The organism is Erwinia billingiae Eb661, from assembly GCF_000196615.1.
In the GTDB taxonomy this organism is placed as follows: Bacteria; Pseudomonadota; Gammaproteobacteria; order Enterobacterales; family Enterobacteriaceae; genus Erwinia; species Erwinia billingiae.
In genome coordinates this window covers 319,040-335,707 of sequence record NC_014306.1, presented here as the reverse complement: position 1 = coordinate 335,707, position 16,668 = coordinate 319,040, and the positions used below count along the sequence as shown (strand labels likewise).

General features: G+C 53.5%; 10 protein-coding genes, 1 tRNA gene and 3 rRNA genes. 4 read left to right on the top strand and 10 right to left on the bottom strand.

The features are described 5' to 3' along the window. Nucleotides 1-17 precede the first annotated feature (17 nt). From aceB to EBC_RS02915, 3 genes are all read right to left on the bottom strand, one after another. Nucleotides 18-1,616: a malate synthase A gene (gene aceB / locus EBC_RS02925; RefSeq protein ID WP_013200320.1), complete on the bottom strand. Its 1,599-nt coding sequence runs from the start codon at nucleotides 1,614-1,616 to the stop codon at nucleotides 18-20. 327 nt (nucleotides 1,617-1,943) lie between these two features. Beyond that, the gene (gene metA, locus EBC_RS02920; protein WP_013200319.1) at nucleotides 1,944-2,873 is read right to left on the bottom strand and encodes a homoserine O-acetyltransferase MetA; all 930 of its coding nucleotides are present in this window, start codon (nucleotides 2,871-2,873) and stop codon (nucleotides 1,944-1,946) included. A 106-nt stretch (nucleotides 2,874-2,979) separates the two neighbouring features. Then, complete coding sequence (locus tag EBC_RS02915; RefSeq protein ID WP_013200318.1) at nucleotides 2,980-3,831, bottom strand: LysR family transcriptional regulator; 852 nt, start codon at nucleotides 3,829-3,831, stop codon at nucleotides 2,980-2,982. A 160-nt stretch (nucleotides 3,832-3,991) separates the two neighbouring features. Between EBC_RS02915 and EBC_RS02910 the strand changes: the two genes are divergently transcribed. After that, complete coding sequence (locus tag EBC_RS02910; RefSeq protein WP_013200317.1) at nucleotides 3,992-5,200, top strand: M20 family metallopeptidase; 1,209 nt, start codon at nucleotides 3,992-3,994, stop codon at nucleotides 5,198-5,200. Then, a complete protein-coding gene (locus EBC_RS02905) occupies nucleotides 5,197-5,991 on the top strand; it encodes a transporter substrate-binding domain-containing protein (RefSeq protein WP_013200316.1) in 795 nt (264 codons plus the stop codon). Before EBC_RS02910 ends, EBC_RS02905 begins: the two co-directional genes overlap by 4 nt. Nucleotides 5,992-6,190: 199 nt before the next feature. On the opposite strand, the gene rrf is transcribed toward EBC_RS02905, so the two are convergent. The 4 genes from rrf to EBC_RS02885 form a co-directional block, all read right to left on the bottom strand. Further along, nucleotides 6,191-6,306, bottom strand: a 5S ribosomal RNA gene (gene rrf, locus EBC_RS02900). A 106-nt stretch (nucleotides 6,307-6,412) separates the two neighbouring features. Further along, nucleotides 6,413-9,320, bottom strand: a 23S ribosomal RNA gene (locus EBC_RS02895). A gap of 229 nt (nucleotides 9,321-9,549) precedes the next feature. Continuing rightward, nucleotides 9,550-9,625 (bottom strand) — tRNA-Glu (locus EBC_RS02890). 73 nt (nucleotides 9,626-9,698) lie between these two features. Then, a 16S ribosomal RNA gene (locus EBC_RS02885) occupies nucleotides 9,699-11,239 on the bottom strand. Together the 16S, 23S and 5S rRNA genes with 1 tRNA gene alongside form the textbook arrangement of a ribosomal RNA operon. 628 nt (nucleotides 11,240-11,867) lie before the next feature. Between EBC_RS02885 and purH the strand changes: the two genes are divergently transcribed. Then, complete coding sequence (purH, locus tag EBC_RS02880; protein ID WP_013200315.1) at nucleotides 11,868-13,457, top strand: bifunctional phosphoribosylaminoimidazolecarboxamide formyltransferase/IMP cyclohydrolase; 1,590 nt, start codon at nucleotides 11,868-11,870, stop codon at nucleotides 13,455-13,457. A 19-nt stretch (nucleotides 13,458-13,476) separates the two neighbouring features. Beyond that, nucleotides 13,477-14,757: a phosphoribosylamine--glycine ligase gene (gene purD, locus EBC_RS02875; RefSeq protein WP_013200314.1), complete on the top strand. Its 1,281-nt coding sequence runs from the start codon at nucleotides 13,477-13,479 to the stop codon at nucleotides 14,755-14,757. Nucleotides 14,758-14,795: 38 nt separating this feature from the next. Here purD and EBC_RS02870 read toward each other — a convergent pair whose 3' ends face one another. From EBC_RS02870 to EBC_RS02860, 3 genes are all read right to left on the bottom strand, one after another. After that, on the bottom strand, nucleotides 14,796-15,461 hold the full coding sequence (locus EBC_RS02870; RefSeq protein ID WP_041692185.1) for a DUF1481 domain-containing protein: 666 nt from the start codon (nucleotides 15,459-15,461) through the stop codon (nucleotides 14,796-14,798). A gap of 125 nt (nucleotides 15,462-15,586) precedes the next feature. After that, complete coding sequence (gene hupA / locus EBC_RS02865; protein WP_013200312.1) at nucleotides 15,587-15,862, bottom strand: nucleoid-associated protein HU-alpha; 276 nt, start codon at nucleotides 15,860-15,862, stop codon at nucleotides 15,587-15,589. Nucleotides 15,863-16,050: 188 nt separating this feature from the next. Next, nucleotides 16,051-16,641 (bottom strand): YjaG family protein, encoded by a 591-nt coding sequence (locus EBC_RS02860; protein WP_013200311.1) that lies wholly within the window; start codon nucleotides 16,639-16,641, stop codon nucleotides 16,051-16,053. Between the last annotated feature and the right edge of the window lie 27 nt (nucleotides 16,642-16,668).

Genomic DNA, 16,668 nt, shown 5'->3' with positions numbered 1-16,668 from the left:
GCAAATTCTCCGGTCGATCAGTGAAGTAAGCTGTAGCCCGGCAGAGTCAGGAACTCCACCAGTTCAGGTTCAGTGGTGATGCGTTCCATCAGTTCGGCGGCTTCACAGAAGCGCCCCTGAGAGAAGCGTTGGTCGCCAAGCTCTTGCTGGATCACCAGCATCTCTTCGGCCAGCATCTGGCGGAACAGCGCTTCGGTCACCTGCTCACCGCTTTGCAGCGTTTTGCCGTGGCGGATCCACTGCCAGATCGAGGTGCGGGAGATTTCGGCCGTCGCGGCATCTTCCATCAATCCGTACACCGGCACGCAGCCATTGCCGGAGATCCACGCTTCGATGTACTGCACGGCCACGCGAATGTTGGCGCGCATACCAGCCTCGGTCCTTTCACCGTCACAGGGCGCCAGCAGCTGTTCCGCGGTGATGGCTGCGTCGTCGTCCCGTAGCACGTCCAGCTGATTGGGTTTGTCGCCCAGCACCCGATCGAACACCGCCGTGACCGTATCTGCCAGCCCGGGGTGAGCAATCCAGGTGCCGTCGTGGCCGTTGGTCGCCTCACGCTCTTTATCGGTCTTCACCCGGTTGAGCACCCACTGGTTGCGCTCCTGATCTTTGCTCGGGATAAAGGCCGCCATTCCGCCCATCGCAAACGCGCCCCGGCGGTGACAGGTTCTGATCAGCAGCCGCGAGTAGGCATCGAGGAAGCCTTTTTCCATCGTCACCGACTGGCGATCGGGCAATACGCGGTCCGGGTGATTTTTCAGGGTTTTGATATAGCTGAAGATGTAGTCCCAGCGACCGCAGTTCAGGCCGACGATATGATCGCGCAGGCTGAAAAGGATCTCGTCCATCTGGAAGACCGCCGGCAGCGTCTCGATCAACAGCGTGGCCTTGATCGTGCCGCGTGGCAGATCGAAACGATCCTCAGCAAAACTGAACACCTCGCTCCACCAGGCCGCTTCCTGCCAACTCTGGGTTTTTGGCAAGTAAAAATAGGGACCGCTGCCTTTGGCCAGCAACGCGTCAACGTTGTGGAAAAAGTAGAGCGCGAAATCAAACAGGCTGCCGGGGATAGCGTCACCGCGCCAGGTGACATGTTTCTCAGGCAGGTGCAGACCGCGAACGCGGCACACCAGCACCGCAGGATCCGGCTTCAGTTGGTAGATCTTCCCGGCTTCATTGCAGTAACTGATGGTGCCGGTAACCGCATCACGCAGGTTGATCTGCCCTTCGATCACTTTGTCCCACGAGGGTGCCAGCGAGTCTTCGAAGTCAGCCATAAAAACGTTCACGTTGGCATTCAGGGCATTGATTACCATCTTGCGTTCAACCGGACCGGTGATCTCGACCCGGCGATTGAGCAGGTCAGCGGGAATGCCGCGAATTTTCCAGTCGCTTTGCTTAATGGAATTCGTTTCCGAAATAAATCCGGGCAACTCACCGGCATCATATCGCTGCTGCTGCTGCTTCCTGGCATTCAGTAATTCATTGCGACGCGGGGTGAAGCGCGTCACCAGTTCAGTCAGGAATTCAACTGCCGTATCGGTCAGGATTTGCCGCTCTTTCGGGCCTGATGGGCGCTGGAACGTCAAATCGGTGCTGATAACCTGTTGTGTCATCTCTTCACTCCCAGCCTGGTTGCATTCTCAGAAGGTCGGTTTCGTCATTGGGTGATTTTTAACCCGTAAATCAACATACAATTTTTTAAATTAAAAAATCAAAAACTATTTCCATTTTATTTAAAAATACCATTTAACTTACTGAAAAATAGTTGTTTAAAGTTTTGTTATTACAGGAAGGGAGTTTCACTGAAGGATTTCAGAGCCGTAGTGATGGGGTAAGTCTCGGAAGATTAACGGGATAAATACTCGGGCGTGGCAGATTTCAGGCAATAAAAAAGGGCCAGCCTTTTTCAGAGGATGACCCTTTCTTTGCGACTCGCCGGTTTATTCCAGGCTGGGATTCATATGGCGCAGATCGAACGGCGTGATCTGGTAAACGTAATAGTTCAGCCAGTTAGAAAACAGCAGGTTACCGTGACTACGCCAGCTGGCGCGCGGCGTGAGCTGAGGATTATTCTGCGGGAAATAATTATACGGAATATCCGGGTTCAGACCGGCTTCAAAGTCGCGATGGAATTCTCCCGACAAGGTCAGTGCATCATACTCAGGATGCCCGGTGACAAACGCCAGCCGCTTGTCTTTACTGGCAAACAGATAGGCGCCGGTTTGTTCCGATTCAGCAAAAATTTCCAGATCGGTGTAATCCCGCAGCAATTGCGAAGGGAAATCCGCATAGCGCGAATGTGGCGCCAGGAAGTTATCGTCAAAGCCACGGGTTAATAATGCATGAGGATGCAGGATCTGGTGGTCGTAAACGCCTGACAGCTTGGTTTCACGCGTTTGCTTTGGAATGCCATAAAGGATGTTCAATGCCGCCTGAACCGCCCAACAGACAAACAGCGTCGAGGTCACGTGCTCTTTCGCCCAGTGAAGCACGCGCTGGATCTGCGGCCAGTAGGCCACATCATTAAAATCAACCAGCCCCAACGGCGCGCCGGTGACAATCAGGCCATCGTAGTTGTCATGCTGAATGTCTTCAAAGTTGCAGTAGAAGTTATTCAGGTGCTCCATTGGCGTGTTGCGGGTTTCACGGCTGTCGATGCGCAGCAGCTGGATATCAATTTGTAGCGGCGAGTTGGAAAGCAGGCGGAGAAACTGATTCTCAGTCTCAATCTTTTTCGGCATCAGATTCAGTACCAGCACTTTCAACGGACGGATTTCCTGCGTGCTGGCCCGGGTAGAGGTCATCACAAAGACATTCTCGTTACGCAGAAAATTCACTGCTGGTAGTTCATCGGGTACCCTGATTGGCATAACCTTGCTTCCTCATTTATCCATTCATACGTTTAGACATCCAGACACCCGAAGATAACGTGATGCCCGCTGAATGTCGAGGCTTCATGCTTTAGTTGAAAATGTTTCATCTCCGGTCGCCAAACATTTCGACAAAGGGCAGCGTCACCGCCGCGTCGGTGCTGGCATGTCGATAGAGCAGCCAGGTACGGCTCTTAACCGACTCCCCGCCAACCGCTATCGGCGTGCGGCAAAGCGTGGGTGCCAGCGGTTGATAGCTGGAGACGATGGCATAACCCAACCCCCGCTCAACCATCGCCAGACAGACTTCCAGTTTATCAACGTGCATCGCCACGCGCGGTGCCAGCGAGTAATTGGCATTCCACCAACGTTCGATAAGTTTAGTGATATGGCCACCGTGGCTGATCTTTATCTGCGGCAAATGGGGCAGCAGCGCCAGGTCGATCGGCTGCCGGCTAATCAGGTAATAGTCATCCTCATCGATCAGCCTCTTGCCTTCCTTCCAGCCATAGTCGTCTTTGACCACCGCCAGATGCACGTCGCCGCGCTGCAGCTTCAGAAACATCTCCTCACTGAGCCCGCTGACCAGATTGACGCTAATCCCCGGATGCTGTTGGCTAAATTCGGCGAGCAAATCGGGTAACCGGTAGGCGGCGAAATTGCTCGATACGCCAATCTTGAGTTCGCCCTGCTGCGGTCCGTTCAGGCTTTGCAAGGTAGCGCGTAAGAGCTGAAGTTCATCAAGCACCGTTTCAGCATGCTGCGCCAGATAACGCCCCTGCGCCGTGAAGTTAAGGCCTTTACCGCCGGTTTCAAACAGCTGAATAGCCAGCTTGCGCTCGATCTGCCGCAGCCGGTAACTGAGCGCAGGCTGTGAGGTAAACAGCTCTTCCGCAGCGCGCGTAATGTTTTTGTACTGCCAGACAGTACGGATGATTAACCAGTCTTTTTCGTTCATTGCATGCCCATTCGCCTTGTGCCCTGCAACCATAAAATAATTTTTGGCAGAGTGATGCAAGCCATAAAAAACTACAATTGGGAATTGCGCATAAAAAAGCCTATACCATTATAACGCACTGGTTTTTCTGTATTTAACTGCACCTAATTGGGGAATCACTATGTCTGAACGCACCAACAGCGCGCAGAAAGATAAAATTATTTATGCGGCTGAACAACTCAGCCCGGCAATGAACGATTTGGCGCTGAGCCTGCATCAGCACCCTGAACTGAGCTTTGCAGAACATCGCTCTGCGGCTGAATTGATCAAGCCGTTGCGCGAGGCTGGCTTCAGCATTGAAACCGGCACCGGCGGGCTGGAAACGGCTTTTCGCGCCAGCTGGAAACAGGGCACCGGCGGCCCGACTATCGCTTTTCTGGCGGAGTATGACGCGCTGCCCGAACTTGGTCATGCCTGCGGTCATAACCTGATTGGCACCGCCTCGGTTGCTGCCGCGCTGGCTCTGAAGGCCGCGAACGTTGAGTTCAATGGCTGCATAGAAGTGATTGGCACACCTGCCGAGGAAGATGGCGGCGGCAAGATCATCATGGTTGAGAAAGGCGTCTTTGATGATGTCGATGCGGCGATGATGTTCCATCCCAGGGAGCGCAACATGGTATTGCGCGGCGCCCTTGCCTGTCATGACTCTACGTTTAAATTCTTTGGTAAACCGGCCCACGCGGCTTCCGCGCCGCAGCAAGGGATCAGTGCGCTTGATGCGGTGATCCATACCTTCAACGCAATCAACGCGTTGCGCCAGTTCTTTACCGATGATGTCCGTGTGCATGGGATAATTACTCACGGCGGCAGCGCGGCAAATATCGTTCCCGCTTATGCTGAAGCCAAGTTTATCCTGCGAGCGGCGACGGTGGGTGGCCTGAGTGAAGTGCGTCGAAAAGTGTATGCCGCAGTGAATGGCGCCGCTGAAATGACCGGAGCACGGGTAGAGATCGAAGAGGGGCTGATTTACGCCGAGCGGAATAATAATCTGGCGCTGGCGGCCAACTTTACCGATAACCTGGCGCTGCTTGGCGTGGAAAGCTACGACCCACCCAAAAGTGGCGGCGTAGGCTCTTCTGATATTGGCAACGTCAGCCAGGTCACGGCGGCAATCCACCCTTATCTGCGCATTGGTGACGTCACCCCGCATACGCCTGAGTTTGCCGCTGCGGCCGGATCGGCTGTCGGGCTCCGCGCCATGTTAACGGCGGCGAAAGCGCTGGCAATGACGGCGTATGACCTTTGCCACGATGAAGCCCAGCTTGCAGCGGTTAAAAACGAATTTACTCAGTGGCATACCCAAAAATTACTGGATGGAGAGAAGCAATGATCAACGTATCCCGTGCTCTGATGCTGGCCACGCTCGCCCTGTGCTGCTCTTCCGCCATCGCGGCCGAGGGTACCTTACGCGTCGCGGCCGATCTGGCTTATCCGCCGTTTCAATATCGCGATGTGAACGGCAAACCTGCCGGCTTTGAGATCGATATTACTAACGCAGTGTGTAAAGCGATTGCGGTGAAATGTGACTATGTCGTCAGCAGCTTTGATGCAGAGATACCTTCGCTGATGGCGAAAAAAGTGGACTTCATTTCACCGCTTGGTGCGACCATTAAACGTAAGAAATCCATTGATTTCAGTGACTTTATTTATCATGTCCCTTCTCAGTTAGTAGCACGTAAAGGCACTAATTTGCAGCCCACTGCAGAGTCGCTGCAGGGTAAATCGATTGCTGTTCAGCAGGGTTCCATTCAGGAAATGTACGCCAATAAGTATTGGGCACCCCACGGTGTGGAGATCAAAACCTATCCGGATCAGGATGTGATTTATCAGGATTTGGCTGCGGGACGGCTCGATGGGGCTTTAAGCCCGGCGGTGGCCATTACATTTGGTTTCCTTCACAAGCCTGAAGGCAAAGACTTTGCCTTGAGCGGCCCGGAAGTGCGTGACGATCTGCTTTACAGCATTGGTTCTGCTTACGGAGTGCGCAAAGGGGATGAGAAAACGCAGCAAATGTTGAATCAAGGGCTGGCGAAGATCATGGCCGATGGCACCTGGCAGACGATCAAGCAGCACTATTTTGGCGATATTGAGATGAAAGTGACGCGCACGGAGGCGAAATAGTCCGATTAATTAAGTTGGGATAGGGTAAAAACTGAACTGAATGAGGCGTCGTGCGGCAGCACGGCGTCTTTTTTGTCTGGTTTTTGGGTATTTTGGGGGGTTCAGGAGCTGTTTTGAGGCGGGTCTGCTGTGGGTTTTTGCTTTTTACGCACACAAAAAAGCCCCATGCTTTCGCATGAGGCTTGTCTGCTTAATTGATGCCTGGCAGTTCCCTACTCTCGCATGGGGAGACCCCACACTACCATCGGCGCTACGGCGTTTCACTTCTGAGTTCGGCATGGGGTCAGGTGGGACCACCGCGCTAAAGCCGCCAGGCAAATTCTGTTATTCACGCCGCCATAGGGCCGCGCAAATTTATCCGGTTCAAGCTGAAAATATCGTTCGTGTCTCTCAGACACCACCAGAACGCTTCTGGTGTTGTAAGGTTAAGCCTCACGGGTCATTAGTACCGGTTAGCTCAACGCATCGCTGCGCTTACACACCCGGCCTATCAACGTCGTAGTCTTCAACGTCCCTTCAGGGGCCTTAAAGGCCCAGGGAAGATTCATCTCGAGGCAAGTTTCGCGCTTAGATGCTTTCAGCGCTTATCTTTTCCGCACTTAGCTACCGGGCAATGCCATTGGCATGACAACCCGAACACCAGTGGTGCGTTCACTCCGGTCCTCTCGTACTAGGAGCAACCCCTCTCAATCTTCCAGCGCCCACGGCAGATAGGGACCGAACTGTCTCACGACGTTCTAAACCCAGCTCGCGTACCACTTTAAACGGCGAACAGCCGTACCCTTGGGACCTACTTCAGCCCCAGGATGTGATGAGCCGACATCGAGGTGCCAAACACCGCCGTCGATATGAACTCTTGGGCGGTATCAGCCTGTTATCCCCGGAGTACCTTTTATCCGTTGAGCGATGGCCCTTCCATTCAGAACCACCGGATCACTATGACCTGCTTTCGCACCTGCTCGAGCCGTCACTCTCGCAGTCAAGCTAGCTTATGCCATTGCACTAACCTCACGATGTCCGACCGTGATTAGCTAACCTTCGTGCTCCTCCGTTACTCTTTAGGAGGAGACCGCCCCAGTCAAACTACCCACCAGACACTGTCCCCACGCCGGATCACGGCGCCAGGTTAGAACATCAAACGTTAAAGGGTGGTATTTCAAGGTTGGCTCCACGCAGACTGGCGTCCACGCTTCAAAGCCTCCCACCTATCCTACACATCAAGGTTCAATATTCAGTGTCAAGCTATAGTAAAGGTTCACGGGGTCTTTCCGTCTTGCCGCGGGTACACTGCATCTTCACAGCGAGTTCAATTTCACTGAGTCTCGGGTGGAGACAGCCTGGCCATCATTACGCCATTCGTGCAGGTCGGAACTTACCCGACAAGGAATTTCGCTACCTTAGGACCGTTATAGTTACGGCCGCCGTTTACCGGGGCTTCGATCAAGAGCTTCTCCTTGCGGATAACCCCATCAATTAACCTTCCGGCACCGGGCAGGCGTCACACCGTATACGTCCACTTTCGTGTTTGCACAGTGCTGTGTTTTTAATAAACAGTTGCAGCCAGCTGGTATCTTCGACTGGCTTCAGCTCCGGGAGCAAGTCCCTTCACCTACGCGCCAGCGTGCCTTCTCCCGAAGTTACGGCACCATTTTGCCTAGTTCCTTCACCCGAGTTCTCTCAAGCGCCTTGGTATTCTCTACCTGACCACCTGTGTCGGTTTGGGGTACGATTCCGTGTTACCTGATGCTTAGAGGCTTTTCCTGGAAGCAGGGCATTTGTTACTTCAGCACCGTAGTGCCTCGTCATCACACCTCAGCGTTAAAAAGAGTCCGGATTTACCTAAACTCTCCGCCTACATGCTTAAACCGGGACAACCGTCGCCCGGCTAACATAGCCTTCTCCGTCCCCCCTTCGCAGTAACACCGAGTACAGGAATATTAACCTGTTTCCCATCGACTACGCCTTTCGGCCTCGCCTTAGGGGTCGACTCACCCTGCCCCGATTAACGTTGGACAGGAACCCTTGGTCTTCCGGCGAGCGGGCTTTTCACCCGCTTTATCGTTACTTATGTCAGCATTCGCACTTCTGATACCTCCAGCAGCCCTCACAGGCCACCTTCGACGGCTTACAGAACGCTCCCCTACCCAACAACGCATAAGCGTCGCTGCCGCAGCTTCGGTGCATGGTTTAGCCCCGTTACATCTTCCGCGCAGGCCGACTCGACCAGTGAGCTATTACGCTTTCTTTAAATGATGGCTGCTTCTAAGCCAACATCCTGGCTGTCTGTGCCTTCCCACATCGTTTCCCACTTAACCATGACTTTGGGACCTTAGCTGGCGGTCTGGGTTGTTTCCCTCTTCACGACGGACGTTAGCACCCGCCGTGTGTCTCCCGTGATAACATTCTTCGGTATTCGCAGTTTGCATCGGGTTGGTAAGCCGGGATGGCCCCCTAGCCGAAACAGTGCTCTACCCCCGAAGATGAGTTCACGAGGCGCTACCTAAATAGCTTTCGGGGAGAACCAGCTATCTCCCGGTTTGATTGGCCTTTCACCCCCAGCCACAAGTCATCCGCTAATTTTTCAACATTAGTCGGTTCGGTCCTCCAGTTAGTGTTACCCAACCTTCAACCTGCCCATGGCTAGATCACCGGGTTTCGGGTCTATACCCTGCAACTTAACGCCCAGTTAAGACTCGGTTTCCCTTCGGCTCCCCTATACGGTTAACCTTGCTACAGAATATAAGTCGCTGACCCATTATACAAAAGGTACGCAGTCACACCACGAAGGTGCTCCCACTGCTTGTACGTACACGGTTTCAGGTTCTGTTTCACTCCCCTCGCCGGGGTTCTTTTCGCCTTTCCCTCACGGTACTGGTTCACTATCGGTCAGTCAGGAGTATTTAGCCTTGGAGGATGGTCCCCCCATATTCAGACAGGATGTCACGTGTCCCGCCCTACTCATCGAACTCACAGCAAGTGCATTTTTGTGTACGGGAGTATCACCCTGTACCCTGCGACTTTCCAGACGCTTCCACTAATGCACAAACTGATTCAGGTTCTGGGCTGTTCCCCGTTCGCTCGCCGCTACTGGGGGAATCTCGGTTGATTTCTTTTCCTCTGGGTACTTAGATGTTTCAGTTCCCCAGGTTCGCCTTGCAACACTATGTATTCATGTTGCAATGATGCACCAAAGTGCACCGGGTTTCCCCATTCGGGTATCGTCGGTTATTACGGTTCATATCACCTTACCGACGCTTATCGCAGATTAGCACGCCCTTCATCGCCTCTGACTGCCTAGGCATCCACCGTGTACGCTTAGTCACTTAACCTCACAACCCACAAGCGTCCCGAAAGACACATTGCTGTTGTAAGCATTTGAGAGACTCGAACATATCGTTGATTTCATTCTTATTACGGAGAATGAAAACGACATGTCGTTTCAATTTTCAGCTTGTTCCGGATTGTTAAAGAGCAAATATCTCAAACGTGACTCGTCCTTGCGGAGAGAATCAGTTTTGAGATACGGGTTGATAATGTCTTTCACTCATTATCAGGAGATGGCGTCCCCAAGGGGATTCGAACCCCTGTTACAGCCGTGAAAGGGCAGTGTCCTGGGCCTCTAGACGATGGGGACTCTGTTACTGTTGCTCATTACGTTTTCTATCAGACAATCTGTTGTGGACACTACGCGGGAAGGTATCTTCAGGTAAGGAGGTGATCCAACCGCAGGTTCCCCTACGGTTACCTTGTTACGACTTCACCCCAGTCATGAATCACAAAGTGGTAAGCGCCCTCCCGAAGGTTAAGCTACCTACTTCTTTTGCAACCCACTCCCATGGTGTGACGGGCGGTGTGTACAAGGCCCGGGAACGTATTCACCGTAGCATTCTGATCTACGATTACTAGCGATTCCGACTTCACGGAGTCGAGTTGCAGACTCCGATCCGGACTACGACGCACTTTGTGAGGTCCGCTTGCTCTCGCGAGTTCGCTTCTCTTTGTATGCGCCATTGTAGCACGTGTGTAGCCCTGGCCGTAAGGGCCATGATGACTTGACGTCATCCCCACCTTCCTCCGGTTTGTCACCGGCAGTCTCCTTTGAGTTCCCGACATTACTCGCTGGCAACAAAGGATAAGGGTTGCGCTCGTTGCGGGACTTAACCCAACATTTCACAACACGAGCTGACGACAGCCATGCAGCACCTGTCTCACGGTTCCCGAAGGCACTAAGGCATCTCTGCCGAATTCCGTGGATGTCAAGGCCAGGTAAGGTTCTTCGCGTTGCATCGAATTAAACCACATGCTCCACCGCTTGTGCGGGCCCCCGTCAATTCATTTGAGTTTTAACCTTGCGGCCGTACTCCCCAGGCGGTCGACTTAACGCGTTAGCTCCGGAAGCCACGCCTCAAGGGCACAACCTCCAAGTCGACATCGTTTACGGCGTGGACTACCAGGGTATCTAATCCTGTTTGCTCCCCACGCTTTCGCACCTGAGCGTCAGTCTTTGTCCAGGGGGCCGCCTTCGCCACCGGTATTCCTCCAGATCTCTACGCATTTCACCGCTACACCTGGAATTCTACCCCCCTCTACAAGACTCTAGCCTGCCAGTTTCAAATGCAGTTCCCAGGTTAAGCCCGGGGATTTCACATCTGACTTGACAGACCGCCTGCGTGCGCTTTACGCCCAGTAATTCCGATTAACGCTTGCACCCTCCGTATTACCGCGGCTGCTGGCACGGAGTTAGCCGGTGCTTCTTCTGCGGGTAACGTCAATCGATAAGGTTATTAACCTTATCGCCTTCCTCCCCGCTGAAAGTACTTTACAACCCGAAGGCCTTCTTCATACACGCGGCATGGCTGCATCAGGCTTGCGCCCATTGTGCAATATTCCCCACTGCTGCCTCCCGTAGGAGTCTGGACCGTGTCTCAGTTCCAGTGTGGCTGGTCATCCTCTCAGACCAGCTAGGGATCGTCGCCTAGGTGAGCCATTACCCCACCTACTAGCTAATCCCATCTGGGCACATCCGATGGTGTGAGGCCCGAAGGTCCCCCACTTTGGTCCGAAGACGTTATGCGGTATTAGCTACCGTTTCCAGTAGTTATCCCCCTCCATCAGGCAGTTTCCCAGACATTACTCACCCGTCCGCCACTCGTCACCCGAGAGCAAGCTCTCTGTGCTACCGTTCGACTTGCATGTGTTAGGCCTGCCGCCAGCGTTCAATCTGAGCCATGATCAAACTCTTCAATTAAAAGTTCGATTTGCTGAAACAAGTTCAGCGATGCTCAAGTGTAAAACGTCATAATGAATTTCATTATGTGTTCACTCTTAAGGCTTGATATTTTTTTGCGCCTTGCGGCGCTGATATCAATCCTGCGAGTGCCCACACAGATTGTCTGATAAATTGTTAAAGAGCGTTGCGGTAAGTGCCTTGGCGCCTTACTGCGAGGTGGCGTATATTACGCTTTCCTCCTTCAGAGTCAACTTCTTTTTGGGAAGTTTTTCTCCGGCGATTCAGCTTCCTGAACCTCTCAACCCGATGACTCGTAAGTCGTTGTGCCGTGTTGATGGAGTCGCATTATAGGGAGTTCTCGCACCCTGACAACCCCTAAATTGCGAAAAACAGACCGTTCGCTGCAATCCACAGCAAAAGGGCTGTTTATACGCAGTTATGCACAATCTTATCCACATTCGTCAGCGCCCGTTAAATTAGACAAGCACCACGCAAACGTTTTCGCTACAATGCCCCCGAAAAAAACTGCCGCTGTTAAGGGCGTTACCTGAGGCTGAATTCACTCTTCTTCTATATAGAGGAAGAAAATGGCTAAGCTTGAGGTAACGATCTTATCGATGCGAACCAAAGCCAAGGGATAAACCTCATGCAACAACCTCGTCCTGTACGCCGCGCGCTTCTGAGCGTGTCTGACAAAGCCGGCATTCTCGAATTTGCTCAGGCGCTGACTCAGCGCGGCGTCGAGCTCCTCTCCACTGGCGGTACTGCTCGCCTGCTGGCAGACGCGGGCCTGCCTGTTACTGAAGTGTCCGACTACACCGGTTTCCCGGAAATGATGGATGGACGCGTCAAAACCCTGCACCCGAAAGTGCATGGCGGCATCTTAGGACGCCGCGGACAGGATGATGCCATCATGCAGGAGCACAGCATCTCTCCTATCGACATGGTAGTCGTTAACCTTTATCCGTTTGCCCAGACCGTTGCCCGTGAAGGTTGCTCGCTGGAAGATGCGGTTGAGAATATCGATATCGGCGGGCCAACCATGGTGCGCTCAGCGGCGAAGAACCACAAAGACGTGGCGATTGTCGTTAAGAGCAGCGACTACCAGGCAATCGTTGCCGAGATGGATGCCAACCAGAACTCTCTGACGCTGGCCACCCGTTTCGACCTGGCAATTAAAGCCTTCGAACACACCGCCGCCTACGACAGCATGATTGCCAACTATTTTGGCAGCATGGTGCCGGCGTACCATGGTGAAACCAGCGAACCGGCTGGCCGCTTCCCCCGCACGCTGAACCTGAACTTCATTAAGAAGCAGGATATGCGCTACGGCGAAAACAGCCATCAGGATGCGGCCTTCTATATAGAAGAGAATGTCACAGAGGCATCCGTGGCCACCGCGCAACAGCTTCAGGGCAAAGCCCTCTCTTATAACAACATCGCAGATACTGATGCCGCGCTGGAATGTGTGAAAGAGTTCACCGAGGCAGCCTGCGTGATCGTCAAGCATGCGAACCCGTGTGGCGTGGCTGTTGGTGGTTCAATCCTCGATGCCTACGAGCGTGCTTACAAAACCGATCCAACCTCCGCGTTTGGCGGCATCATTGCGTTCAACCGCGAGCTGGACGAAGCCACTGCTCAGGCGATCATCAGCCGTCAGTTCGTCGAAGTGATCATCGCGCCATCTGCCAGCGAAGCCGCCCTGAAGATTACCGCCGCGAAACAGAACGTTCGCGTGCTGACCTGCGGTCAGTGGCAGGAGCGTCAGACCGCGCTGGATTTCAAACGCGTCAACGGTGGCCTGCTGGTGCAGGATCGCGATCTCGGCATGGTGAATGAAAGCCAGCTGCGTGTCGTCAGCAAGCGCCAGCCAACCGAGCAGGAACTGCGTGACGCGCTGTTCTGCTGGAAAGTGGCCAAGTTCGTTAAGTCCAATGCCATCGTGTATGCCCGTGACAATATGACCATCGGCATAGGTGCAGGCCAGATGAGCCGCGTCTACTCAGCGAAAATTGCCGGTATCAAAGCCAGCGATGAAGGACTGGAAGTGAAAGGTTCGGCCATGGCGTCTGATGCGTTCTTCCCGTTCCGCGATGGTATCGATGCCGCAGCGGCTGCTGGCGTGAGCTGTGTTATCCAGCCTGGTGGCTCGATTCGTGATGACGAAGTGATTGCCGCCGCCGACGAACACGGCCTGGCGATGATCTTCACCGACATGCGCCATTTCCGCCATTAATTACGGAGCAGACTGAACAATGAAAATTTTAGTGATTGGTAATGGCGGACGCGAACATGCGCTGGCCTGGAAAGCGTCGCAGTCGCCACTGGCAGAAACCGTGTTTGTTGCCCCGGGCAACGCCGGAACGGCACTTGAACCTGCTTTGCAGAACGTCGACATCAGCGCCACCGATATTCCCGCGCTGCTGAGCTTCGCCCAGAGTGAAAATATCGGCCTGACCATCGTCGGTCCGGAAACGCCGTTAGTGATGGGCGTGGTTGATGCTTTCCGTGCTGCTGGCCTGAAGATTTTTGGCCCAACGCAGGCTGCTGCCCAGCTTGAAGGTTCAAAAGCCTTCACCAAAGATTTCCTGGCTCGCCACAAGATCCCAAGCGCTGAGTACCAGAACTTTACTGAAGTGGAGCCCGCTCTGGCTTACACCCGAAGTAAAGGTGCGCCAATCGTGATCAAGGCCGACGGTCTGGCCGCCGGTAAAGGCGTGATCGTGGCGATGACCCTGCAGGAAGCAGAAGACGCGATTCAGGATATGCTGGCAGGAAACGCCTTTGGCGATGCCGGACACCGCATCGTGGTAGAAGAGTTCCTTGACGGCGAGGAAGCCAGCTTCATCGTGATGGTCGACGGCGAGAACGTGCTGCCGATGGCCACCAGCCAGGATCACAAACGTGTCGGCAATGCGGATACCGGTCCTAATACCGGCGGCATGGGTGCTTACTCTCCGGCTCCGGTCGTGACCGATGAAATCCACCAGCGCGTGATGGATGAAGTGATCTGGCCAACCGTGCGTGGCATGGCCGCCGAAGGCAACGTTTATACCGGCTTCCTCTACGCTGGCCTGATGATCGATCAGAGCGGTCAGCCGAAAGTGATCGAATTTAACTGCCGCTTTGGCGATCCGGAAACTCAACCGATCATGCTGCGTCTGCAGTCGGATCTGGTGGATCTGTGCCTGGCTGCCGTGGACGGCAAGCTGAATACCAAAGACTCGGTGTGGGATCCTCGTCCTTCTCTGGGCGTGGTGCTGGCTGCTGGCGGCTATCCTGGCGATTACGCTACCGGCGATCAGATCCACGGCTTACCGCTGGAAGAGACGCCGAATGGCAAAGTCTTCCATGCGGGGACCAAGATGCAGGACGATTTGGTGGTCACCAACGGCGGACGTGTGCTGTGCGTGACCGCGCTGGGCGAAGATGTTGCCGCGGCTCAGAAACACGCTTATGAACTGGCTAAGCATATCTCCTGGAACGGCAGCTTCTGCCGCAGCGATATCGGCTATCGTGCGATTGGTCGTAAGTAGTTAAGTCATGCTGACGGGGCAAGCTGATTGCCCCGTTATTAAAAGTCCGCTTCTTTCGGTTCCGACAGGCACTGATCTTCCGCAGAAACCAGAATCAGCTGCGTCCCTTTTGGCGCTTCCAGCCATGAAATACTCACCGGTTTACCTGACTCGCGCTGATGCTGAGTGATGTAATGCATAAAGAAGCTATCAAAGGTCGGTTTTTCCTCACCGCCCTGGCATAGCGTCACGGTGCCTGAAGGTGACCAGTGCCCCTGCTTCAGCCATACCCGCCCATCTATCAGGTCGTCACTGATTTTCAACATCCGCCCTGCATCAAACTGATACAACGCTATCGCATCTGCTGAGAGCGCTTCTCGTCGTCCGTCCAGCTGGCGTTGCATAAAGCTCAGATTTCCGTCCTGATCAAAACGCAGCGTGACGCTTTCAGGATGGTCACCTTTAGTCTTCCTTTCAATCGACACCAGCTTGTCTGCCTGCCACTGATAATCCGTGGTCTCGCTCGTGGTTTCATTGAAAGGGGTATAGATGGTGACCAGATGGCTGGAATGCTGATGGCTGTCTTTACGCCAAATCCTCACGGTTCCGCGATCGGCCAGATAACCACTGGCGGTAAAGTCAGGAACTTTCGGGGTTGAACTGCATCCTGCCAGCGTCAGCAGCATCAGGAACAGTGCAGAAGTCGTTATTGGGTTTCGTATCATGGTGTGATTATCACACATTGCAGAAGGGTTTGCCGCAGCCTGGTTGGCGAAAGCAGAGGGATCTCAACGGAGAGCGTCAACAAAAGGGGCTCGACGCCCCCCTGTTTAAACTCTTCACTGTCAAATTATGACTTAACAGCGTCTTTCAGTGCTTTACCAGAAACAAATGCCGGTACGTTAGCAGCAGCAATTTTGATTTCTTTACCAGTCTGCGGGTTGCGGCCAGTACGCTCAGCCCGGTGGTTAACTTTAAAGGTACCAAAACCAACCAGTTGTACAGCATCACCTTCTTTCAGAGACTCAGTAATCGCCGCCAGGGTGGATTCCAGTGCAGCTTTAGCCTGGGTCTTAGACAGGTCCGCTTTGTCCGCAATTACATCAATCAGTTGAGTCTTGTTCATAAGTTATCCTTACAGTGTATTTATCGCTTGCTAAGTATCGAGTGCGAGGGAAAAACCAGTTTCTGGCACTCTCCTGCATACACGCACCGATAGCCACATTTTTCAGCCCCCCAAATGTAGACCAGACAGGGGGCGAATGTGAAGCCTTTAGGCGCTACAAATCAGGCCTGAAGTCACGTTTTATCGCCTTACTGCTGAAAATTTATACCGATGTTACTGATCCCGGCTTCTTTGAGGTCAGATCGCAGTCCTTTGATGAGGTCAAGATCCCTCTCTTCGCAGGCGCTGAGCAGGCGAAAAATCTCCCACTGGATATCCCATTCCTCTTCAACAGCAGGATTCTCTTTTAGCTCTTCATCGGTCATTTCGCGTTCGGCCTGGGTCATTTCCAGCATCGCGACGCTGGTGATCGACGCTTCACTTACCGCAATGGCATGCGCCAGAGTTTCACCGCTCAGACGCGAATGCAGTAATTCGCTTAATGCCACGCAGGCATCGATAGCCGGGTAGACGCCGTACAGATCGTAATCCTCTGCGGCCGGGATCGCTTCTTCAAACTTTTCCAGCTGCGAGTCAAAATTCACTTTGGCGTCTTTAATCACCAGCGTTTCCCAAATCAAATCGAGAATACGGCGGTAAATCTGACTGTCGCCAAAGCCTGTCTGCTGGCAAAACGCCCAGTAGTTGGGGTACATGCGTTCACACAGGCAGGCCATAAAAGTAACGTGCTGCCAGCTTTCCAGTTTCTCAAGCCGCAGATGAATGGGATTACGTAACATGTTCGGATCTCTTAAAGATAAGTGCGC